We start from the raw sequence: 21,014 nt of genomic DNA, 5'->3' as shown, positions 1-21,014 counted from the left end.
TCAGCGACGCATGACCTTTTCGGACGGCGTCAGTGCTTCGATGTACGCCGGACGGCTGAAAATGCGCTCCGCGTACTTCATCAGCGGCGCGGCATTCTTCGACAGCTCGATCCCGTAGTGATCCAGACGCCACAGCAGCGGCGCGATCGCGACGTCGAGCATCGAGAACTCTTCGCCGAGCATGTACTTGTTCTTCACGAAGATCGGCGCGAGCTGCGTCAGACGATCGCGGATCGCGAGACGCGCCTTCTCGTGGTTCTTCTCCGCCGCCTTGCCCTTCTCGTTCTCGAGCGTGCTGACGTGCACGAACAGTTCCTTTTCGAAGTTCAGCAGGAACAGACGGGCACGTGCGCGCTGCACGGGATCGGCCGGCATCAGCTGCGGGTGCGGGAAGCGCTCGTCGATGTACTCGTTGATGATGTTCGATTCGTACAGGATCAGGTCGCGCTCGACGAGAATCGGCACCTGGCCGTACGGGTTCATCACCGAAATGTCTTCCGGCTTGTTGAACAGGTCGACGTCGCGAATCTCGAAGTCCATGCCCTTCTCGAACAGCACCAGCCGGCAACGCTGGGAGAACGGGCAAGTTGTGCCGGAATACAGAACCATCATATTTGCGTTTCCTCAAAAAAGCCGAGGGCCGGCACGCGGCGAAACCCCTTTCGCGGGCTCCGCCTTGCGCCGGCCCCACGCCGGTCAGGCGTGATTACTTGATATCTTTCCAGTACGCGGCATTGAGCCGCCAGGCCAGGAAAGTCAGGACGCCGAGAAAGATCAGCACCCATACGCCGACGCGCTTGCGGGTCTGCTGAGCCGGCTCGGACATCCACGTCATATACGCCACCAGATCGGCAACCGCAGCATCATAATCCGGCGACGAAAGCGTCCCCGGCGTGACCTGCTGAAAGCCGACGAGCGTACGGACCTTCTCGCCTGTCTCCTCGTCCGTCTTGTCTTCGAATTTGGCAGCGCGCTGCCCCTGCAGTTGCCACAATACGTGGGGCATGCCGACGTTCTCGAACACCGCGTTGTTCCAGCCGGTCGGCCGCGTATCGTCGCGGTAGAAACTGCGCAGATACGTATACAGCCAGTCGCGGCCGCGCGCGCGCTCCTCGACCGACAGGTCGGGCGGCGTGGTGCCGAGCCAGTTCTTCGCGTCGTCGGGCCGCATCGCGACGGACATCGTGTTGCCGACCTTGTCGGTCGTGAACAGGAGATTCTTTTCGATCTCCTTCTGGGATATGCCCAGATCCGTCAGACGGTTGTAGCGCATCAGGTTCGCGCTGTGGCAGTTCAGGCAATAGTTTACAAACAATTGCGCGCCGTGCTGAAGCGAAACGAGATTTTCCGTGTTATCGGGCGCCCGGTCGAGCGGAAAATTACCCTCCGCCGCCGCGGCCGGCCCGGCCAGCAGCGCACAGGCGGTCGCGCCGATCAGCGCGAGCGTCGAAAGCAGTTTCTTCATGTCGTTCTCTCCTCGCTCACGTTAATGGGGCTTGAAGCGCACGCGCTCCGGCGGCTGCTTGAACGTGCCAAGCGGCGTCCAGACGGGCATGCCGAGGAAGAAAGCGAAGTAGATCAGCGCGCAGACCTGCGCGATCAGCGTCGCGGCCGGCGATGGCGGCCGCGTGCCGAGAAACGCGAGGGTCAGGAACGCGGCGACGAAAATGCCGAGGAACACCTTGTGGAACAACGGCCGGTAGCGGATCGACTTCACGGGGCTACGGTCGAGCCACGGCAGGAAGAACAGCGATACGACCGCCGACCCCATCACGACGACGCCCCAGAACTTCGATTCGGTCAGATACATGAACACGACGATCGCGGCGGCCAGCACCGGCAGCCCGATCCTCCACTTGCCGCGCGCGCGGATCAGCGCGAGCACGCCGAGCAGCGCGATCACGATCATCAGCACGATCTTGAACGGATCGGTGGTCGCTCGCAGCATCGCGTAGAACGCGGTGAAGTACCAGACGGGCGCAATCTCCGGCGGCGTCTGCAGCGGGTTCGCCGGCACGAAGTTGTTCGACTCGAGGAAGTAGCCGCCCATCTCCGGCGCGAAGAACACGATCACCGCGAACACCATCAGGAACACGCACACGCCGAAGAAATCGTGCACCGAGTAGTACGGGTGGAACGGAATGCCGTCGAGCGGAATGCCGTTCGCATCCTTCTTCTCCTTGATCTCGATGCCGTCCGGATTGTTCGAGCCCACTTCGTGCAGTGCGACCAGGTGCGCGACGACGAGCCCGACCAGCACGAGCGGAATCGCGATCACGTGGAACGCGAAGAAGCGGTTCAGCGTGACGTCGGACACGACGTAGTCGCCGCGAATCCACAGCGACAGGTCCGGGCCGACGAACGGGATCGCCGAGAACAGGTTCACGATCACCTGCGCACCCCAGAACGACATCTGGCCCCACGGCAGCAGGTAGCCGAAGAACGCCTCGGCCATCAGGCACAGGAAAATCGCGCAGCCGAAGATCCACACGAGTTCGCGAGGCTTGCGGTACGACCCGTACATCAGCCCGCGGAACATGTGCAGATAGACGACGACGAAGAACATCGACGCGCCGGTGGAGTGCATGTAGCGGATCAGCCAGCCCCACGGCACTTCGCGCATGATGTACTCGACCGACGCGAACGCGAGCATCGAGTCGGGCTTGTAGTTCATCGTCAGGAAAATGCCCGTGACGATCTGGTTGACGAGCACGAGCAGCGCGAGCGACCCGAAGAAGTACCAGAAATTGAAGTTCTTCGGCGCGTAGTACTCGGAAACGTGCTTCTTCCACGTGGAAGTGAGCGGGAAGCGCTGGTCGATCCAGCCGGTGAGACCTGTCGTGGAGACTTCTTTGTTGTCGGCGGCCATCACGCTTCTCCTTTCTCGTCCTTGCCGATCACGAGGGTCGTCGCCGACGTGAACATGTAGGGCGGGATGTCGAGATTCTGAGGCGCCGGCTTGTTCTTGAATACGCGGCCGGCGAGGTCGTACGTCGAACCGTGGCACGGGCACAGGAAACCGCCCGGCCAGTCGTCCGGCAGGTTCGGCTGCGGCCCCGGCGTGAAGCGTTGGCTAGGCGTGCAGCCGAGGTGCGTACACACGGCCATTACGACGAGAATGTTCTTGCGTTCGGCCCGCGACCGATATTCGTTCGCGCAATATGCGGGCAACGGCATCGAATACGGGGACTTGGTGTTCGGATCGGCCACTTCCTTGTCGGCCTTGACGACGTCGGCGAGCATCGCATCGGTGCGGTTCAGCACCCACACCGGCTTGCCGCGCCACGGCACGGTGATCATCTCGCCGGGCTTCAGGCCGCTGATGTCGACCTCGACCGGCGCACCGGCCGCTTTGGCTTTCGCGGACGGCGCCAGCGACGCCGCGAAAGGTACGACGGTGGCAACGCCTCCCACGCCACCTGCTACGGATGTCGCAATCAGCCAGGTACGGCGGCCGCTGTCGACGCGTTTCTCTTCCTTGTCTCGCATCACACGCCCCACTTCTGAGTTGGATTTTCCGTCACGACTTTCCATTCCGCCGCTAGTTTGCTCGAATGGAGTCGTCATTTACAAGGCCCGACGATGAAAATCCCTTCGAAGTGTTTGATAGTCAAGGGTTTTCCCCCACTATCGGAACGATTAAATCATTTCGCTTTTAAGCACTCGCTTCACTGCGAAATTTCGATGCGCCGCCGCAAAATCCGTCGTTCAGACCGGATTATGGATATCGATGAAAAGGTGTTCGAGATCGAATTGTTCGGATAAATGCGCGCCGAGCGCCTGGATTCCGTAGCGCTCGGTCGCATGGTGCCCTGCTGCAACGAACGCGACGCCGCTCTCGGCGGCCGCGTGCGTGACGGGCTCCGACACCTCGCCGGTCAGGAATACGTCCGCGCCGGCATCGATCGCCGCGTCGAAGTAGCTCTGCGCGGCGCCGGTGCACCACGCGATGCGGCGCAGCTGCATGTCCGGATCGCCGAGCACGAGCGGCGTGCGGCCGAGCGTGTTCTCGACCTTCGCGACGAAGTGCTCGAGCGTGACGGGCATCGGCAACGTGGCCATCCAGCCGAGCTCGCCGTCGCCGAAACGCGATTCGCCGATCAGCCCGAGCTTCGCGCCGAGCTGCGCGTTGTTGCCCAACTCGGGATGCGCGTCGAGCGGCAGGTGAAATGCAAAGAGGTTCAGGTCGTTCGCGAGCAGCAGCTTCAGCCGCTGGTACTTGCGGCCGACGATCTGCGGCGCCTCGTTGCGCCAGAAATAGCCGTGATGAACGAGCACCGCGTCGGCGCCCCATTCGAGCGCCGCTTCGAGGAACGCAGCCGACGCCGTCACGCCCGTGGCGATCTTCTCGATCTTGCGACGCCCTTCGACCTGCAGGCCGTTCGGGCAATAGTCCTTGAAGCGCGCCGTTTCGAGGGTATTGTTCAAGTACAATTCGAGTTCGATCCGATCCATATAAACCTCTAATTCATTCAGATGCTTAGACGCTTCTGGCTGTTCTTCGCGCAGGCGGTCACCGTGCTGCTCGCGCTGATGTTCATCGTCGTGACGCTCAAGCCGCAATGGCTGCAACGGCAAGGACAGCTCGGCAAGCAGCTCGCCACGCCGATCGTCGCGCTGCGGGAAGTGACGCCCGGCATCGCCGGCGCGCCCGCGACCACGTCGTACGCCGACGCCGCACAGAAGGCGATGCCGGCCGTCGTCAACGTGTTCTCGAGCAAGGACGGTTCGCTGCCGCCCGATCCGCGCGCGAAGGATCCGCTGTTCCGCTACTTCTTCGGCGACCGCAACGCGCGCAAGCAGCAGGACGAACCGGCGGCGAATCTCGGCTCGGGCGTCATCGTGAGCCCGGAAGGTTACATTCTAACGAACCAGCACGTCGTGGACGGCGCCGACCAGATCGAGGTCGCGCTCGCCGACGGCCGCACGGCCACCGCGAAGGTGATCGGCAGCGATCCGGAAACGGATCTCGCCGTGCTGAAGATCAACATGACGAACCTGCCGACGATCACGCTCGGGCGCTCGGACCAGGCACGCGTCGGCGACGTCGTACTCGCGATCGGCAACCCGTTCGGCGTCGGCCAGACGGTCACGATGGGGATCATCAGCGCACTCGGCCGCAACCATCTCGGCATCAACACGTTCGAGAACTTCATCCAGACCGACGCGCCGATCAACCCGGGCAACTCGGGCGGCGCGCTCGTCGACGTCAACGGCAACCTGCTCGGCATCAATACCGCGATCTATTCGCGCTCGGGCGGCTCGCTCGGCATCGGCTTCGCGATTCCGGTGTCGACCGCGCGCACGGTACTCGAAAGCATCATCACGACGGGCTCGGTCACGCGCGGCTGGATCGGCGTCGAGCCGCAGGACGTGACGCCCGAGATCGCCGAGTCGTTCGGGCTTCAGCAGAAGTCCGGCGCGATCGTCGCCGGCGTGCTGCAGGGCGGTCCGGCCGACAAGGCCGGCATCAAGCCGGGCGACATCCTCGTGACGGTCAACGGCGAGGAAATCACCGATACGACGAAGTTGCTGAACGTCGTCGCGCAGATCAAGCCGGGCACGCCGACCAAGGTGCACGTCGTGCGCAAGGGCAAGGAGTTCGACGTGAACGTCGTGATCGGCAAACGTCCGCCGCCGCCGAAGCAGACGCTCGACGATCAGGACAGCGACGCCGAATGACGGTCGGCCGCCGATGCAGCCGAATGTCGAGACGGAAATGAAAAAGGGCAGCCGGTCGGCTGCCCTTTTGCGTTGTATCTCTTTCGATTCCTGATCGTGTGGGTGCGGCGCCAGTGTTGCTCTCGGCCGACGACCGCGGCTCGACAATCTCCGTGACGCCCGGCCGGAACCGCACCGCACGCGCCGCGCTCAACTCGCGGCGCCGTTCTCCGCTTCCGCACCTTCGACCGGCTTCGGCACGAAGAACCGCGCGGCCAGGATCCCGGCCTCGTACAGCACGACGAGCGGCAGCGCGAGCATCAGCTGCGAGAACACGTCCGGCGGCGTGACGACCGCCGCAACGACGAATGCGCCGACGATCACGTACGGCCGGATTTCCTTCAGTTTCTTCACGGTGAGCACGCCCATCCGGACGAGCAGCACGACGACGATCGGCACTTCGAACGTGACGCCGAACGCGACAAACATCCCGAGCACGAAGCTCAGGTAATTGTCGATATCGGTCGACATCTCCGCGCCGAGCGGCGCGTTGTAGTGCGCCATCACGCGGAAGATCGTCGGGAACACGAGGAAATACGCGAACGCCATCCCGCACAGGAACAGGAAGTAGCTGCTGCCGACGAGCGGCGCGACGAGCTTCTTCTCGTGCTGGTACAGCCCCGGCGCGACGAACGCCCAGATCTGATACAGCACGACCGGCAGCGCAATCACGAGCGCGACGAGCATCGTGACCTTCATCGGCACGAAGAACGAACCGGTCACGTCCGTCACGATCATCTTGCCGCCCTTCGGCAGGTTCTCCATCAGCGGCCGCGCGAGCAGCCGGAAGATGTCCGGCGCCCAGTACACGAGCCCGAGGAACACGACGATCACGGCCAGCCCCGCGCGAATGATGCGATCGCGAAGCTCGACGAGATGGGAAATGAAGGTTTCTTCCGGGCCTTCGTCCGGATTCTGCTGGGGGTCGCTCACACCGGCCCTCGGTAGGATTGACGAGCGAGCATGCGCTCGGGTCAGAAGAAACGCGCCGGCCGGCGCAGGCTCGCCGGCTGGTGGCGCGCAACACGCGCGGCGCCCGACTGCACGTGCGTACGGCGGGCGGTCGCGCGCTTGTACCAAACGGGCGTCGCGGCCTGCTTCACGCGCCAGTTGCGGCGCTTCGGCGCAAGCGCCGCCGCGCTGCCGCGCCACGACGATGTCGCCGACGTGTCAGAACCGTACGAGCCCGTGCTCGACACGCCGGCATCGGCGGACGCGCCGTTGAGCCCGCCGACCGCGGAATTCCACGTGTCGTTCAGTTCCTTCTCATGCTCGCGCAGGTTGTCGTGAATCGTCGTCTCGACATTGCGCGCCGCCGCCTCGAAATCGGTCTTCATCGTGCGCAGCGCATCGAGCTCGATTTCGCGCGAGACCTCGGCCTTCACGTCGTTGATGTACCGCTGCGCGCGGCCGAACAATGCGCCCGCGGTGCGCGCGACGCGCGGCAAGCGCTCGGGGCCGAGCACCACGAGCGCGACGACGCCGATCAGCGCCATCTTCGAAAGACCGAGATCCAGCATCGCGAATGCCTGTCAGCTTGTCCGCGTTACGCGTTCTTCGAGTCGGAACGCGTCGTTTCCTTCGCGTTGACGTCGACCGTGCCCGAGCCCGGCAGCTGCTGCGCATCCGCCGGCGCGTCGCCTTCCTTCATGCCGTCCTTGAAACCCTTCACGGCGCTGCCGAGATCGTTGCCGATATTGCGCAACTTCTTCGTACCGAAAACCAGCGCGACGATCAGCAGCACGATCAGCCAGTGCCAAATGCTCAATCCACCCATGATCAAACCTCTCCTCAACCACGCCGCCATGCGGCGCAAATCGCCGGCGACGCGCCGGCTTCGACTATCGATACGGAGCAAACGCCCCGCGCCGTCAACCCATCCGCTGCCACGGCCGCGGCCCGGCCAGGATATGCGCGTGCAGGTGATAGACCTCCTGCCCGCCGCCGGGGCCCGTGTTGATCACCGTGCGAAAGCCGGTCTCGCCGCCCGTATACGCGACGCCGAGCTGATCGGCCAGCCGCGCGACCAGCACCATCAGACGGCCGAGCATCGGCGCGTCGGCGTCGGTCGCGGCCGACAGCGTCGCCAGGTGCTTGCGCGGAATGACCAGCACGTGCGTGTCGGCCGCCGGCCGGATGTCGCGGAACGCGACGAATTCGTCGTCCTCGTGCACCTTCGTGCTCGGGATCTCGCCCGCCGCGATCTTGCAGAACAGGCAATTCGGATCGTGACTCATGTTGCTCCTGCTGACGCCCGCACCGCCGGTCAGAACCACGCCTGCGAATCGAGCGTCTTGTTGTCGTTCAGGTACAGCCAGCCTTTGATGATACGGTATAGCGTCCAGATCCACGTGACAAACATCACCGCGAACCCGACCACGACGAACGCCAGCGCGAACCCGATCACGTACGCGATCAGCGCGCGCCAGAACGTGCGGATCTGCCACTCGAAATGGTCGGCGTACGGCGTGCCGGCCACGTCGCCGCGCTTCACGTAATTGATGATGATCGCGATGATGCCGGTAATCCCGCCGGTCAGCCAATGGATCGCATAGAGGCCGTACAGCACGTGAGTCAGCGTGCGAAGCCCGTTCAGGCGTTCGGCGTCCGCTGCGTCGGGCACCGACGGCGGCGGAAACTGGCTTGGCGTATCGGTCATGATGCTACCCCCGTTAGATGACAACTCTTACAGCTTACCCGCACCGCGGCCGTCATGCGACGAGCGTGTCACCCGCCGTTTTCCTCGCGCTCGCGGCGCTTGCGCAGCGCCTTCTCCTCGAGGCCCGACAGCCCTTCGCGGCGCTCGAGCTCGGCAACGACGTCGGCCGGACTCAGATCGAAGTGCGACAGCATCACGAGACAGTGGAACCACAGATCGGCGACCTCGCCGACGAGCGCCTTCGGCGCGCCGCCCTGACGCACGTCCTTCGCGGCCAGCACGACTTCGGTCGCCTCTTCGCCGATCTTCTTCAGCACCGCGTCGTCGCCCTTGTGGAACAGGCGCGACACGTACGATTGCTCGGGATCGCCGCCCTTGCGGCTGTCGATCACGGCCGCGAGCCGCAGCAGCGTGTCTTCGGTCGATTGCGTCATTTGTAGATGTGTTCGGGGTCTTTCAGCACCGGATCGACCGCGACCCATTCGCCGCTGTCGACGGTGCCTTCGAATTTCTGGAAGAAGCACGAATGCCGGCCGGTGTGGCATGCGATGCCCGACACCTGCTCGACCTTCAGCAGCACGACGTCCTCGTCGCAGTCGAGCCGCACTTCGTGCACGTGCTGCACGTGGCCCGACTCCTCGCCCTTGAACCACAGGCGCTTGCGCGAACGCGAATAATAGACCGCGCGCCGCGTCTCGATCGTCTTCGCGAGCGCTTCGCGGTTCATCCACGCGAACATCAGCACGTCGTTCGTCGACGCCTCCTGCGCGATCACGGGCACGAGCCCGTTGTCGTCCCAGCGCACGTGGTCGAGCCATGCAGGCAGCGGTTTCGTTTCCGTATTCATCACAGCCTCACCGGAATGCCGTGCTCGGCCATGAACTGCTTCGCCTCGCCGACCGTGTGTTCGCCGTAGTGGAAGATGCTGGCCGCGAGCACCGCGTCCGCGCGGCCGTCCTTGATGCCGTCCGCGAGGTGCTGCAGCGAGCCGACGCCGCCCGACGCGATCACCGGCACCGGCACCGCGTCGGACACCGCGCGCGTGAGCGCGAGATCGAAGCCGGACTTCGTGCCGTCGCGGTCCATGCTCGTGAGCAGAATCTCGCCGGCGCCGAGCTCGGCCATCTTGCGTGCCCACTCGATTGCGTCGAGGCCCGTGTTCTTGCGGCCGCCGTGCGTGAACACTTCCCAGCGCGGCGGCTCGCCGTCGGCCGACACACGCTTTGCGTCGATCGCGACGACGATGCACTGCGACCCGTACTTGTCGGCCGCGTCGCGCACGAGCTGCGGGTTCGCGACCGCCGACGAATTCATGCTGACCTTGTCCGCGCCCGCGTTCAGCAGCCGCCGCACGTCCTCGACGGCGCGCACGCCGCCGCCGACGGTCAGCGGAATGAAGACCTGCGATGCGACGGCCTCGATGATCGGCAGGATCAGGTCGCGCTGGTCGGACGTCGCGGTGATGTCGAGGAACGTCAGTTCGTCGGCGCCCTGTTCGTCGTAGCGGCGCGCGATTTCGACGGGATCGCCGGCGTCGCGCAGTTCGACGAAATTGACGCCCTTGACGACACGCCCGGCGGTCACGTCCAGGCAGGGGATGATGCGTTTAGCTAGAGCCATGATGTTGCGCCAAATGCCGCGGTGGGACGGCGGCGGTTGCGAACGCCTCGCGCGAGGCGTCCGGTCGGAGCCGCCCGCGGGCAGCTCCGGCGAAGGGGACGGCCGCGATTTACGCGTCGTCGAGTTCGCCGTTCAGTTCGTCCGCGCGCTTTTGCGCGGCCGCGAAGTCGAGATCGCCCGAGTAGATCGCACGGCCGCAGATCACGCCCTCGATGCCCTCTTCCTCCACTTCGCAGAGCTTGTCGATGTCCGCGAGATTCGACAGGCCGCCGCTCGCGATCACCGGGATGCCGACCGCCTGCGCGAGCTTCACGGTCGCCTCGATGTTGATGCCCTGCAGCATCCCGTCGCGGCCGATGTCCGTATAGACGATCGATTCGACACCGTAATCCTCGAACTTCTGCGCGAGGTCGATCACTTCGTGGCCGGTCAGCTTGCTCCAGCCGTCGGTCGCGACCTTGCCGTCCTTCGCGTCGAGGCCGACGATGATGTTGCCCTGGAACGCGGTGCACGCGTCGCGCAGGAAGCCCGGATCCTTCACGGCCGCGGTGCCGATGATCACGTACGACAGACCGGCATCGAGGTATTTCTCGATCGTCTCGAGACTGCGGATGCCGCCGCCCAGCTGCACGGGGATTTCGTCGCCGACTTCGTCGAGGATCGCTTCGATCGCGTCGAGATTCTTCGGCTTGCCGGCGAACGCGCCGTTCAGGTCGACCAGATGCAGCCGCCGGGCGCCGAGATCGACCCACTTGCGGGCCATCGCCGCCGGGTCCTCGGAGAAAATCGTGGCCTGGTCCATATCGCCCTGTTTGAGGCGCACACACTGACCGTCTTTGAGATCGATGGCCGGAATCAGCAGCATAGCAATCGGGTGTCGTCGTGGAAAAAGAAAAGAATCCGGCGCGTACCGGCCAAACCGGTGCCGCGCCGTCTCGCTAGTTTAGTACAAGTCTTTCGGCGCTTAGGGCCCGTTCCCGCCGATGACGGGCGGCCCCGAATCTGGAAAATCGACGCGAATTCGCGGCCTGTCGACCGTCGTTCGTGCACCCCGCTCACGGTTTCCAGTGTACGAAGTTGCGATACAGACGCAACCCGACTTCCGCGCTCTTCTCCGGGTGGAATTGGGTCGCGAAGATGTTGTCGCGTGCGACCGCCGACGTAAACGGCGCGCCGTACGCGGTTTCGCCGACCGTATGCGCGGGATCGTCCGGCATCACGTAATAGCTGTGCACGAAGTAGAAGTACGCGTCGTCGGGCACGCCGTCCCACAGCGGGTGCGGCCGCGCCTGGCGCACGCGGTTCCATCCCATCTGCGGCACCTTGAAGCGCGAGCCGTCGTCCTGCAGCCGGCCGTCGAGCTCGAAGCGCACGACCTTGCCGGGCAGCAGCCCGAGGCCCTTCGTGCCGCCTTCCGCGCTCCAGTCGAACAGCATCTGCTCGCCGACGCATACGCCGAGCAACGGCTTCGTGCGCGACGCTTCGATCACGGCCTCCTGCAGGCCCGATTCGCCGAGGCAGCGCATGCAGTCGGGCATCGCGCCCTGGCCGGGCAGCACGACGCGATCGGCCGCGCGAATCGCGGCCGGCGTGTCGACGATCGCCACGTCGGCGGCCGGTTCGGCTTTCTTGAGCGCCTGCGCGACCGAGCGCAGGTTGCCCATCCCATAATCCACAATCGCAATCGAAGTTTTCATCTCAGTGCAGGCAGTAGCGCCCTCAATCCGTTGACGATGAATTCCACCGCCAGCGCCGACAGCATCAGACCCATCAGCCGCGTGGCGATGTTGATGCCGGTTCGGCCGATCCAGTTCGCGATCGGCTCCGCGAGCCGCATCGCGACGAAACACAGCAGCGCCAGAATCGCGCCGATCGCGACGAGTCCGGCCCGCTCATACCAGTGACGCGAGTTCGCCGCATAGATGATCACCGTGCTGATCGAGCCGGGGCCCGTGAGCAGCGGGATCGCGAGCGGCACCACCGCAATGTTGTCCTTCAGTTCGGCCTCGTCGCGCTCCTCCGGCGTCGAGCGCGTGTTGCCGATCTGCGCGTTCAGCATGTTGATCGCCATCAGCAGCATGATGATGCCGCCGCCGACCTCGAGCGAGCCGACCGAAATGCCGAAGAAGTCGATGATCTGCTGCCCGAGCAGCGCGGTCACCGTCATCACGCAGAACACCGACACCGACGCGATGCGGATCGTGCGGCGCCGCTCGCCTTCCGTTTGCTGCGCGGTCAGGCTCAGAAAAAACGGCACCGCGCCGACCGGATTGATCAGCGCAAGCAGCGAAATGAACGATTTGAGCAGATCCATCGCAAGCCGGCGCGTCGCGCCGAAGCCGTGAGGTTGTCCTTAGCGCCCGTCCGGTAGCAAGTTCAGAGGCTGCCCTTCGTCGACGGAATCTGCCCGGCCGCGCGCTCGTCCAGTTCGACCGCTGCGCGCAGCGCGCGGCCGAACGCCTTGAACACCGTTTCGAGCTGATGATGCGCGTTGATCCCGCGCAGGTTGTCGATATGCAGCGTGACGCCCGCGTGATTCACGAAGCCGCGGAAGAATTCGATCGACAGGTCGACGTCGAACGTGCCGATCCGCGCGCGCGTGAACGGCACGTGGAATTCGAGACCCGGCCGTCCCGAGAAGTCGATCACGACGCGCGACAGCGCCTCGTCGAGCGGCACGTACGAATGGCCGTAGCGCCGAATGCCCTTCTTGTCGCCGACCGCCTTCGCGACCGCCTGCCCGAGCGTGATGCCGACGTCCTCGACCGTGTGGTGATCGTCGATATGCGTGTCGCCATGCGCTTCGACCTCGAGATCGATCAGACCGTGTCGTGCGATCTGATCGAGCATATGGTCGAGAAACGGCACGCCCGTGGCCAGCTTCTGCCGGCCGGTGCCGTCGAGGTCGAGCTTCACACGGATCTGCGTTTCGCTGGTATTGCGAACGACTTCCGCCACACGCATGGCAATTCCTTGAATGGGTCTGATGTAAATGGGGATTGATCGTCGCGCGCCGCCGCGCCCTGGGCTCAATCGGGCAGCGCGAGTTTCAAGGCGGCCAGCAGGCGCGCGTTTTCGTCGGGAGAACCGACGGTCAGCCGCACGCATTCGGCCAGCAACGGATGCATTTTACTCACGTTTTTGACGAGCACCCGCTCGGTGAGCAGCGCGTCGAACACCGCGGCCGCGTCCGGCACGCGCACCAGCAGGAAATTGCCGGCGCTCGGAAACACCGTCGTGCCCGGCAACGCGGCCACCGCGTGCGCGAGACGCGCGCGTTCCGCGCGCAATTCGGCGGCCTGTGCGTCGAGCACGTCGAGATGATCGAGCAGAAAATCGGCGGTCGCCTGCGTCAGCACGTTGATGTTGTACGGCGGGCGCACCTTGTCGAACTCGGTCAGCCATACCGGCAGTCCGACCAGATAGCCGAGGCGAATCCCGGCGAGACCCAGCTTCGACACCGTGCGCATCACGACGACGTTGTCGAATTCGGCCGCGCGCGGCAGCCACGAGCGCTCGGCGAACGGCTGATACGCCTCGTCGATCACGATCAGGCTGTGCCGTGCGGCGGCGACGATCCGCTCAACGTCGGCATCGTCGTACAGCGTGCCGGTCGGGTTGTTCGGATAGGCGAGATAGATCAGCGCCGGCCGATGCTCGTCGATCGCCGCGAGCATCGCGTCGACGTCGAGCGTCAGATCCTGCTTCAGCGGCACGCCAATGAATTCGAGCTGCGCGAACTTCGCGGACAGCTCGTACATCACGAAGCCCGGCACCGGCGCGAGCACCTTCGCGCCCGGCTTCGCGCATGCGACCGACATCATGCTGATGATTTCGTCCGAGCCGTTGCCGAGCAGCACGTCGCACGCGGCCGGCACGCCCATCGTGCGCCGCAGCTTGTCGAGCAGCGCGGCCGGCCGCGGCGCCGGATAGCGGTTCAGCGCGACCTGCGCGAGGCGCTCGCCGAGCGCGGTGGCGAGCGCCTCGGGCAGCGTGTACGGATTCTCCATCGCGTCGAGCTTCACGAACCCGCTCGCGTCCGGCACCGGGTAGCTCGTCATCGCGAGCACGTCGCGGCGGATGATGTCTTGTGGCGTCGTCATGGTCTCAGGCCGGCGTGCGTCGCGCCGGCGTCAAATGGTCTGGGGGCGGCGGCTGCCGCCCCGCGCCGGGGTGCGCGTCGATTCGAAGCCGCTGCTTCGGCGCGCGCCCGTCCCGGCCGCGCGATCACGCCTTCATCCGCAGTTCGGCGCTGCGCGCGTGCGCCTGCAGCCCTTCGCCGTACGCGAGTTCCGACGCGATTTCGCCGAGCGTCTGCGCGCCTTCGGCGCTGACCTCGATCACGCTCGAGCGCTTGATGAAGTCGTACACGCCGAGCGGCGACGAGAAGCGCGCGGTGCGGGACGTCGGCAGCACGTGGTTCGGACCCGCGCAGTAGTCGCCGAGGCTCTCGCTCGTGTAGCGGCCGACGAACATCGCACCCGCATGGCGGATCTGCTGGCACCACTGCTGCGGCTCCAGCGCGGAAATCTCCAGATGCTCGGGCGCGATGTCGTTCGCGATCCGGCACGCTTCGGTCATGTCGCGCACCTTGATCAGCGCGCCGCGGCCTTCGAGCGACGCGCGGATCACGTCCCGACGCGGCATCGACGGCAGCAGCTCGTCGATCGCCTTCTCGACGCGTTCGAGAAACGCGGCGTCCGGGCACAGCAGGATCGACTGCGCGAGCTCGTCGTGCTCGGCCTGCGAGAACAGATCCATCGCGACCCAGCTCGGATCGGTCGTGCCGTCGCACAGCACGAGGATCTCCGACGGGCCGGCGATCATGTCGATGCCGACCGTGCCGAACACGCGGCGCTTCGCGGACGCGACGTACGCATTGCCCGGCCCGCAGATCTTGTCGACCGCCGGCACGGTGGCCGTGCCGTACGCGAGCGCGCCGATCGCCTGCGCGCCGCCGATCGTGAACACGCGATCGACACCGCCGAGCAGCGCCGCGGCGAGCACGAGGTCGTTCTTCACGCCGTCCGGCGTCGGCACGACCATCACGATCTCGCCGACGCCCGCGACGCGCGCCGGAATCGCGTTCATCAGCACCGACGACGGATACGCGGCCTTGCCGCCCGGCACGTACAGGCCGACGCGGTCGAGCGGCGTGATCTTCTGGCCGAGCACCGTGCCGTCGCTTTCCGTGTACTGCCAGCTATGGGTGCCGCACTCGATCTTCTGCTTCTCGTGGTACGCGCGCACGCGGGCGGCGGCCGCTTCGAGCGCCGCGCGCGCCTTCGGCGCGAGGCCGTCGAGCGCGGTCTGCAGCGCTTCCGGCGGCAGCTCGAGCGCGGCGACGCTGTCCGCGTTCAGCCGATCGAAACGGTTCGTGTACTCGAGCACCGCGGCGTCGCCGCGCGACTTCACGTCGGCGAGAATCTGCGCGACCGAGCGCTCGATCGCGTCGTCCTCGCTGGCCTCGAACGCGAGCAGCGCGCGCAGCTCGGCGTCGAAGCCTTCGCTCGTCGAATCGAGTTTGCGGATGGTGATGGACATGGCAGTTCCGTTACGGTGATGCGCTCACTTGCCATTCTGCGACGCGCGTTCGAACGCGTCGAGGATCGGCTTGAGCGCCGCGCGCTTCAACTTCAGCGCAGCCTGGTTCACGACGAGGCGCGACGAAATCGGCATGATCTCCTCGACCTCGATCAGATTGTTCGCCTTCAGCGTGCCGCCCGAGCTGACGAGGTCGACGATCGCGTCCGCGAGCCCGACGAGCGGCGCGAGCTCCATCGAACCGTACAGCTTGATCAGGTCGACGTGCACGCCCTTCGCGGCAAAGTGTTCGCGCGCCGTTTCCACGTACTTCGTCGCGACGCGCAGCCGCGCGCCCTGGCGCACCGCGCTCGCGTAGTCGAAGCCGGCCGGCACCGCGACCGACATCCGGCAGCGCGCAATGTTCAGATCGATCGGCTGATACAGGCCCGAGCCGCCGTGTTCGAGCAGCACGTCCTTGCCGGCCACGCCGAAATCGGCCGCGCCGTATTCGACGTAGGTCGGCACGTCGCTCGCGCGCACGATGATCACGCGCAGGTGCGGATCGGTCGTCGGCAGGATCAGCTTGCGCGACGTTTCCGGGTCCTCGGCAACCTGCACGCCGGCGGCCGCGAGCAGCGGCAGGGTTTCCTCGAAAATCCGGCCCTTCGACAGGGCGAGGGTCAGCGGCGCGGTCATGCGTGGCTCCCGGAGAGTCGGCGCACGCTCGCGCCGACGGCGGTCAGTTTGGTTTCCATGCGGTCGTAGCCGCGGTCGAGGTGATAGATCCGGTCGACGAGCGTTTCGCCTTCGGCCCGCAATCCGGCGATCACGAGGCTCGCCGACGCGCGCAGGTCGGTGGCCATCACGGTCGCGCCCGACAGTTTCTCGACGCCCGTCACGAGCGCGGTGTTGCCGTCGACCTTGATGTTCGCGCCGAGCCGGTTCAGTTCCTGTACGTGCATGAAGCGGTTCTCGAAGATCGTCTCGACGACCTGCGCGGTGCCCGCGGCGACCGAATTGAGGGCCATGAACTGCGCCTGCATGTCGGTCGGGAACGCCGGATATTCGGACGTGCGGATCGTCACCGCCGACGGCCGGCGGTCCATCTTCACGCGCAGCCAGCTGTCGCCTTCCTCGACGCTCACGCCGGCTTCGCGCAGCTTGTCGATCACCGCGTCCAGAATGTGCGGGCGCACGCCGGTCAGCGTCACGTCGCCGCCCGCCGCCGCGACCGCGCACAGGAACGTGCCGGCCTCGATGCGATCGGGAATCACCGCATGGCGCGCGCCGTGCAGCCGCTCGACGCCCTGGATCACCAGGCGGTCGGTGCCGATGCCGTCGATTTTCGCTCCCATCTCGACGAGCAAATGTGCGAGATCGCTCACTTCCGGCTCGCGCGCCGCGTTTTCGATCACCGTCTCGCCGTCGGCGAGCGTCGCGGCCATCAGCAGGTTTTCCGTCCCCGTCACGGTAATCATGTCGGTCACGATGCGCGCGCCCTTCAGCCGCTTCGCGCGTGCTTCGATGAAGCCGTGCTCGATGCTGATTTCCGCGCCCATCGCCTGCAGGCCCTTGATGTGCTGGTCGACCGGACGCGCGCCGATCGCGCAGCCGCCCGGCAGCGACACCTTCGCTTCGCCGAAGCGCGCGAGCAGCGGCCCGAGCACGAGGATCGACGCGCGCATCGTCTTCACGAGCTCGTACGGTGCGACCAGATTGTCGACGCGCGACGCGTCGAGCTGCACGCGGCTGCCGTCCGTGTCGCTCTTCACGCCCATCTGGTTCAGCACCTTCAGCGTGGTGCGCACGTCCTTCAGATTCGGCACGTTGTCGAGCACGACCGGATCGGCGGTGAGCAGCCCGGCGCACAGAATCGGCAGCGCGGCGTTCTTCGCGCCCGACACGACGATCTCGCCGGACAGCCGGCGGCCGCCCTCGATCACGAGCTTTTCCATCCCCTGTCCCTGCGTTTCCCCGTTGGCGGCCGGGTGTGCCGTGGCGACGCTCTCGACGGCGTCGCGCTCGTTGACGGTGACTTGCACTCAGTTGTTCCGGTTATGCGTTCTGCCATTCGGCGGGCGTCAGCGTCTTCATGCTGAGCGCGTGAATTTCCTGCTTCATGCGATCGCCGAGCGCCGCATACACGAGCTGGTGCCGCTGGATCGGCCGCTTGCCTTCGAAGGCCGGCGACACGATCGTCGCGAAGAAATGCTGGCCGTCGCCCTCGACTTCCAGATGAGTGCAGGCGAGCCCGCCCGCGATGTATTGCTTGACCTGTTCGGGAGTCGGCAACATGGAAAGCTCCTGTGGCGCGCGCCGCCGCGACGGCGGCCGCTGCCTGTCGATATCAATGACGCAGTTTGTAGCCGGTCGCGAGCAGCCGCATCGCGAACATCGCGAGCAGCACGAAGAAACCGGCGACGATCGCGAGGCTCGCGAACGGGTTGATGTCGGACGCGCCGAAGAACCCGTAGCGGAAGCCGTCGATCATGTAGAAAAACGGGTTGAGACGCGACACCTCGCGCCATACCGGCGGCAGCGAGTGCGTCGAGTAGAACACGCCGGACAGGAACGTCAGCGGCATGATCAGGAAGTTCTGGAACGCGGCGAGCTGATCGAACTTCTCGGCCCAGATCCCGGCGATCAGCCCGAGCGTGCCGAGAATGGCCGAACCGAACAGCGCGAACAGCACGATGAACAGCGGCGCCGCGAAATGCATCGGGATGAACCACACCGTCACGACGAACACGCCCGCGCCGACCGCGAGCCCGCGCACGACCGACGCGAGCACGTACGCGCCGAAGATGTCGCGATACGACAGCGGCGGCAGCAGCACGAACACGAGGTTGCCGGTGATCTTCGACTGGATCAGCGAAGACGAGCTGTTCGCGAACGCGTTCTGCAGCACGCTCATCATCACGAGGCCGGGCACCAGAAAGCTCACGTACTCGACACCCGGATACACTTCAACGCGCCCCGACAACGCATGCCCGAAAATCGTCAGGTACAGCAGCGCGGTGACGATCGGCGCGAGGACCGTCTGGAACGATACCTTCCAGAAGCGCAGGATTTCCTTGTAGAACAGCGTGCGAAAACCGCTGCCGGGCACGCGCTGCGCCGGGCCGAACGCGGCCGGCGCGCCGCCGGCAGCCGGCGAACGAAGCGGACGCGGAGATTCCTGTTTCATGCCAGACCCTCGATGACCTCGGCCCCGTTCATCACCTGGACGAACACGTCTTCGAGGTCCGCCTTGCGGACCTCGATCTCGTCGAACGTGCATCCGGCCGCGCGGCACTGCGCGAGGATGCGCTCGACGTCGTCATAGCTCGTCAGGCGCAGCAGATGCTCGCCCGGCTGGCGCGCGGCCGGATCGGTCTCCAGCCCGCGCAGCTCGGCCGGCAACGCGCCCGTCGCGATGCGCAGGTACAGCTGCAGCCCCGCGAAGCGGCGCAGCAGCGCGTCGGTGCGATCGAGCGCGACGACTTCTCCGCGACGCAGCATCGCGATGCGGTCGCACAGCGACTCCGCTTCCTCGAGATAGTGAGTGGTCAGCACGATCGTGTGACCTTCGCGATTGAGGCGCGAAATGAACTTCCACAGCGTCTGGCGCAGCTCGACGTCGACGCCGGCGGTCGGCTCGTCGAGCACGATCACCGGCGGCCGGTGCACGAGCGCCTGCGCGACCAGCACGCGCCGCTTCATCCCGCCCGACAGCGCGCGCATGTTCGCGTCGGCCTTCTCGGTGAGATCGAGGTTCGCCATCACTTCGTCGATCCAGTCGTCGTTGCGGCGCAGCCCGAAGTAGCCCGACTGGATCCGCAGCGTCTCGCGCACGGTGAAGAACGGGTCGAAGACGAGTTCCTGCGGAACGACGCCGAGCGCGCGGCGCGCTTCGCGGAAGTCCTTCACGACGTCGTGCCCGCGTACCGAGATGCTGCCTTCGTCGGCGCGGGCGAGCCCGGCGAGGATGCTGATGAGCGTGGTCTTGCCTGCGCCGTTCGGGCCGAGCAGGCCGAAAAACTCGCCTTCTTCGACCGACAGGCTGACGCCCTTGAGCGCCTGAAGCGACTTGTAGCGCTTCTTGACGTGACGGATTTCTATGGCTGACATGACTGTGCGCGGCGCAACGGCCGCGACGCCTATTCTGTGCTTGCTGCGAAAGAAAAATGGGGGCCGGACGCCGATTGGTGCCCCGCAAAACGCTTGATTATAGGGCAAACCGGCAGGCGGAGCCGGCGCCGGACGCGCGCGGCGTCGAGCCCGCGCGCGCCGACGGGGCGCGGCAAGCTCGGCTCGGACAGCGTCAATGTCGGCCGGTGCCGTCGATCAGCGCGTCGACGCCGTACGCGCGAGCGAGGCTGGCGAGCTTCGGAGGGAGATTGAGAATCTGGAGTGCCGCGCCGCGCGCTTTGGCGGCGCGTTGCCATGCGAGCAGCACGGCGAGCGCGGACGAGTCGAACTGCGCGAGCGCCGCGCAGTCGACGGCGGTCGCGCCTGCGCCGATGCGCGCGAGACCGTCCGCGAGCGCGGTCTTCGCGCTCGCGACGGTCAGCGAAGAGCCGGCTTCGAAGCCGCTCACGACGCCTGCTTGCCGGCGGCAAGCTCCTGGTTGCGCTGCGTGAGGAACTTGATCAGCCCGTCGACGCCGCTTTGCTGGATCTTCTCGTTGAACTGCTGCTGGTACGTCTGGATCAGCCACGCGCCGAGCACGTTCAGGTCATATACCTTCCAGCCGTTCGGCGTCTTGTACAGACGGTAGTCGATCTGCACCGGCTGACCGTTGTTCATTGCGACCGTCTTGACGACGACGTCGGTGTCGGCCGGATCGGCGCGGAACGGCGGGTACTGGATCTGCTGATCGGGCTTCAGCTGCGCGAGCGCGCCCGAGTACGTGCGGATCAGCAGCAGCTTGAACTGGTCCTGCACCTGCTGCTGCTGCTCGGGCGTCGCCGTGCGCCAGTTGCGGCCCATCGCGAGCTGCGTGGTACGGCGGAAATCGGTGTACGGCAGGATGTCGTTGTTGACGATCTTGATGATGCGGGCCGTGTCGCCCTGCTTGATCGCCTGCTGCCTGACTTCATCGAGCACCTGCTGCGTCGCCGTCTTGATCAGCGCCTGCGGGTTCGACTGGTCGACTTGCGCATGCGCCGCGTTGCCGAACGAGAACAGCGCCGCAAAAACGGGGATCAGAAACAGTTTTTTCATCATAGTGGCCTGCATGTATGAGTCGATGCGGAGTTGGAGCCGGTAGGTTACGCGCAAGTTCGCGTGCGCTGCCGACGGAATCGTTTCCGGCTGTAACGAATGTAAGCCCGTCAGCGCAGCTTGATGCTCGGCAAGCGCAGGCCGCCCGGCGCGGGCGGCGTCATCTGCATCGCCGGCACGTTCGTTTCGCTGGCCGGGTTCGGCGCATCCGCCGTACCCGACGCCGGCGTCGCCGCACCCGCGGCCGACGCACCCGCGGGCGCCGCTGCGCCCCCCACCGCCG

Annotated in this window: 27 protein-coding genes and 1 pseudogene; 1 reads left to right on the top strand and 27 read right to left on the bottom strand. The window is 65.6% G+C overall.

The window, feature by feature from the left end; all coding sequences use genetic code 11:
• The 5 genes from BUB20358_RS23785 to BUB20358_RS23765 form a co-directional block, all read right to left on the bottom strand.
• On the bottom strand, positions 1 to 612 hold the full coding sequence (locus BUB20358_RS23785) for a glutathione S-transferase N-terminal domain-containing protein (RefSeq protein WP_006400565.1): 612 nt from the start codon (positions 610 to 612) through the stop codon (positions 1 to 3).
• 94 nt (positions 613 to 706) lie between these two features.
• Positions 707 to 1,465, bottom strand: a complete 759-nt coding sequence (locus tag BUB20358_RS23780; RefSeq protein ID WP_006765352.1) for a cytochrome c1 — start codon at positions 1,463 to 1,465, stop codon at positions 707 to 709.
• A 21-nt stretch (positions 1,466 to 1,486) separates the two neighbouring features.
• Positions 1,487 to 2,869 carry a cytochrome b gene (locus BUB20358_RS23775; RefSeq protein ID WP_006765353.1) on the bottom strand — a complete coding sequence of 461 codons (1,383 nt, stop codon included), beginning with the start codon at positions 2,867 to 2,869 and terminating at the stop codon, positions 1,487 to 1,489.
• A complete protein-coding gene (gene petA / locus BUB20358_RS23770; protein ID WP_006765354.1) occupies positions 2,869 to 3,489 on the bottom strand; it encodes a ubiquinol-cytochrome c reductase iron-sulfur subunit in 621 nt (206 codons plus the stop codon). Before petA ends, BUB20358_RS23775 begins: the two co-directional genes overlap by 1 nt.
• A 219-nt stretch (positions 3,490 to 3,708) precedes the next feature.
• A complete protein-coding gene (locus BUB20358_RS23765) occupies positions 3,709 to 4,455 on the bottom strand; it encodes a Nif3-like dinuclear metal center hexameric protein (protein WP_006765355.1) in 747 nt (248 codons plus the stop codon).
• A gap of 21 nt (positions 4,456 to 4,476) precedes the next feature.
• On the opposite strand from BUB20358_RS23765, the gene BUB20358_RS23760 reads away from it, so the two are divergent.
• Positions 4,477 to 5,682: a Do family serine endopeptidase gene (locus tag BUB20358_RS23760; protein ID WP_006765356.1), complete on the top strand. Its 1,206-nt coding sequence runs from the start codon at positions 4,477 to 4,479 to the stop codon at positions 5,680 to 5,682.
• A 189-nt stretch (positions 5,683 to 5,871) separates the two neighbouring features.
• Here BUB20358_RS23760 and tatC read toward each other — a convergent pair whose 3' ends face one another.
• From tatC to BUB20358_RS28500, 22 genes and pseudogenes are all read right to left on the bottom strand, one after another.
• Positions 5,872 to 6,654, bottom strand: a complete 783-nt coding sequence (tatC, locus tag BUB20358_RS23755) for a twin-arginine translocase subunit TatC (protein WP_006765357.1) — start codon at positions 6,652 to 6,654, stop codon at positions 5,872 to 5,874.
• A gap of 41 nt (positions 6,655 to 6,695) precedes the next feature.
• Positions 6,696 to 7,241 carry a Sec-independent protein translocase protein TatB gene (tatB, locus tag BUB20358_RS23750; RefSeq protein WP_006765358.1) on the bottom strand — a complete coding sequence of 182 codons (546 nt, stop codon included), beginning with the start codon at positions 7,239 to 7,241 and terminating at the stop codon, positions 6,696 to 6,698.
• A 26-nt stretch (positions 7,242 to 7,267) separates the two neighbouring features.
• Complete coding sequence (gene tatA, locus BUB20358_RS23745) at positions 7,268 to 7,498, bottom strand: Sec-independent protein translocase subunit TatA (RefSeq protein WP_006765359.1); 231 nt, start codon at positions 7,496 to 7,498, stop codon at positions 7,268 to 7,270.
• 94 nt (positions 7,499 to 7,592) lie between these two features.
• Positions 7,593 to 7,958, bottom strand: coding sequence for a histidine triad nucleotide-binding protein (locus tag BUB20358_RS23740; RefSeq protein WP_035973441.1), 366 nt, complete (start codon positions 7,956 to 7,958; stop codon positions 7,593 to 7,595).
• A 29-nt stretch (positions 7,959 to 7,987) separates the two neighbouring features.
• Positions 7,988 to 8,380, bottom strand: a complete 393-nt coding sequence (locus tag BUB20358_RS23735; protein ID WP_006765361.1) for a DUF4870 family protein — start codon at positions 8,378 to 8,380, stop codon at positions 7,988 to 7,990.
• A 68-nt stretch (positions 8,381 to 8,448) separates the two neighbouring features.
• Positions 8,449 to 8,814 carry a phosphoribosyl-ATP diphosphatase gene (locus tag BUB20358_RS23730; protein WP_035973153.1) on the bottom strand — a complete coding sequence of 122 codons (366 nt, stop codon included), beginning with the start codon at positions 8,812 to 8,814 and terminating at the stop codon, positions 8,449 to 8,451.
• On the bottom strand, positions 8,811 to 9,227 hold the full coding sequence (gene hisI / locus BUB20358_RS23725) for a phosphoribosyl-AMP cyclohydrolase (protein ID WP_035973155.1): 417 nt from the start codon (positions 9,225 to 9,227) through the stop codon (positions 8,811 to 8,813). Before hisI ends, BUB20358_RS23730 begins: the two co-directional genes overlap by 4 nt.
• The gene (gene hisF / locus BUB20358_RS23720; RefSeq protein WP_006765364.1) at positions 9,227 to 10,000 is read right to left on the bottom strand and encodes an imidazole glycerol phosphate synthase subunit HisF; all 774 of its coding nucleotides are present in this window, start codon (positions 9,998 to 10,000) and stop codon (positions 9,227 to 9,229) included. The genes hisI and hisF overlap by 1 nt, the downstream gene beginning before the upstream one ends.
• Positions 10,001 to 10,109: 109 nt before the next feature.
• Positions 10,110 to 10,865, bottom strand: a complete 756-nt coding sequence (hisA, locus tag BUB20358_RS23715; protein WP_006765365.1) for a 1-(5-phosphoribosyl)-5-[(5-phosphoribosylamino)methylideneamino]imidazole-4-carboxamide isomerase — start codon at positions 10,863 to 10,865, stop codon at positions 10,110 to 10,112.
• A 190-nt stretch (positions 10,866 to 11,055) separates the two neighbouring features.
• Positions 11,056 to 11,697, bottom strand: a complete 642-nt coding sequence (gene hisH, locus BUB20358_RS23710) for an imidazole glycerol phosphate synthase subunit HisH (protein WP_006765366.1) — start codon at positions 11,695 to 11,697, stop codon at positions 11,056 to 11,058.
• Positions 11,694 to 12,314 carry a MarC family protein gene (locus BUB20358_RS23705; RefSeq protein ID WP_006765367.1) on the bottom strand — a complete coding sequence of 207 codons (621 nt, stop codon included), beginning with the start codon at positions 12,312 to 12,314 and terminating at the stop codon, positions 11,694 to 11,696. The genes hisH and BUB20358_RS23705 overlap by 4 nt, the downstream gene beginning before the upstream one ends.
• Before the next feature lie 62 nt (positions 12,315 to 12,376).
• Entirely contained in the window at positions 12,377 to 12,964 is a 588-nt protein-coding gene (hisB, locus tag BUB20358_RS23700) for an imidazoleglycerol-phosphate dehydratase HisB (protein WP_006765368.1), read from the bottom strand.
• A 65-nt stretch (positions 12,965 to 13,029) separates the two neighbouring features.
• Complete coding sequence (gene hisC / locus BUB20358_RS23695) at positions 13,030 to 14,103, bottom strand: histidinol-phosphate transaminase (protein WP_006765369.1); 1,074 nt, start codon at positions 14,101 to 14,103, stop codon at positions 13,030 to 13,032.
• A 124-nt stretch (positions 14,104 to 14,227) separates the two neighbouring features.
• Positions 14,228 to 15,544 carry a histidinol dehydrogenase gene (gene hisD / locus BUB20358_RS23690; RefSeq protein ID WP_006765370.1) on the bottom strand — a complete coding sequence of 439 codons (1,317 nt, stop codon included), beginning with the start codon at positions 15,542 to 15,544 and terminating at the stop codon, positions 14,228 to 14,230.
• Positions 15,545 to 15,568: 24 nt separating this feature from the next.
• Positions 15,569 to 16,222: an ATP phosphoribosyltransferase gene (hisG, locus tag BUB20358_RS23685; RefSeq protein ID WP_006765371.1), complete on the bottom strand. Its 654-nt coding sequence runs from the start codon at positions 16,220 to 16,222 to the stop codon at positions 15,569 to 15,571.
• Positions 16,219 to 17,481, bottom strand: a complete 1,263-nt coding sequence (gene murA, locus BUB20358_RS23680; protein ID WP_249181802.1) for a UDP-N-acetylglucosamine 1-carboxyvinyltransferase — start codon at positions 17,479 to 17,481, stop codon at positions 16,219 to 16,221. The genes hisG and murA overlap by 4 nt, the downstream gene beginning before the upstream one ends.
• Before the next feature lie 100 nt (positions 17,482 to 17,581).
• On the bottom strand, positions 17,582 to 17,821 hold the full coding sequence (locus BUB20358_RS23675; protein ID WP_006406983.1) for a BolA family protein: 240 nt from the start codon (positions 17,819 to 17,821) through the stop codon (positions 17,582 to 17,584).
• A gap of 52 nt (positions 17,822 to 17,873) precedes the next feature.
• On the bottom strand, positions 17,874 to 18,713 hold the full coding sequence (locus BUB20358_RS23670) for an ABC transporter permease (protein WP_006765373.1): 840 nt from the start codon (positions 18,711 to 18,713) through the stop codon (positions 17,874 to 17,876).
• Positions 18,710 to 19,636 carry an ABC transporter ATP-binding protein gene (locus tag BUB20358_RS23665; protein WP_006765374.1) on the bottom strand — a complete coding sequence of 309 codons (927 nt, stop codon included), beginning with the start codon at positions 19,634 to 19,636 and terminating at the stop codon, positions 18,710 to 18,712. Before BUB20358_RS23665 ends, BUB20358_RS23670 begins: the two co-directional genes overlap by 4 nt.
• Before the next feature lie 193 nt (positions 19,637 to 19,829).
• A complete protein-coding gene (locus tag BUB20358_RS23660) occupies positions 19,830 to 20,105 on the bottom strand; it encodes an STAS domain-containing protein (RefSeq protein ID WP_006765375.1) in 276 nt (91 codons plus the stop codon).
• Positions 20,102 to 20,731, bottom strand: a complete 630-nt coding sequence (locus tag BUB20358_RS23655; RefSeq protein ID WP_035973443.1) for an MlaC/ttg2D family ABC transporter substrate-binding protein — start codon at positions 20,729 to 20,731, stop codon at positions 20,102 to 20,104. The genes BUB20358_RS23660 and BUB20358_RS23655 overlap by 4 nt, the downstream gene beginning before the upstream one ends.
• Before the next feature lie 110 nt (positions 20,732 to 20,841).
• Positions 20,842 to 21,014: pseudogene (locus BUB20358_RS28500) on the bottom strand (MlaA family lipoprotein); the annotation flags it as partial.

This window comes from Burkholderia dolosa (assembly GCF_902499135.1).
GTDB classification, from domain to species: domain Bacteria; phylum Pseudomonadota; class Gammaproteobacteria; order Burkholderiales; family Burkholderiaceae; genus Burkholderia; species Burkholderia dolosa.
Note: the sequence above shows the minus strand (reverse complement) of the source record. Positions and strands in the feature narration are given on the sequence as shown.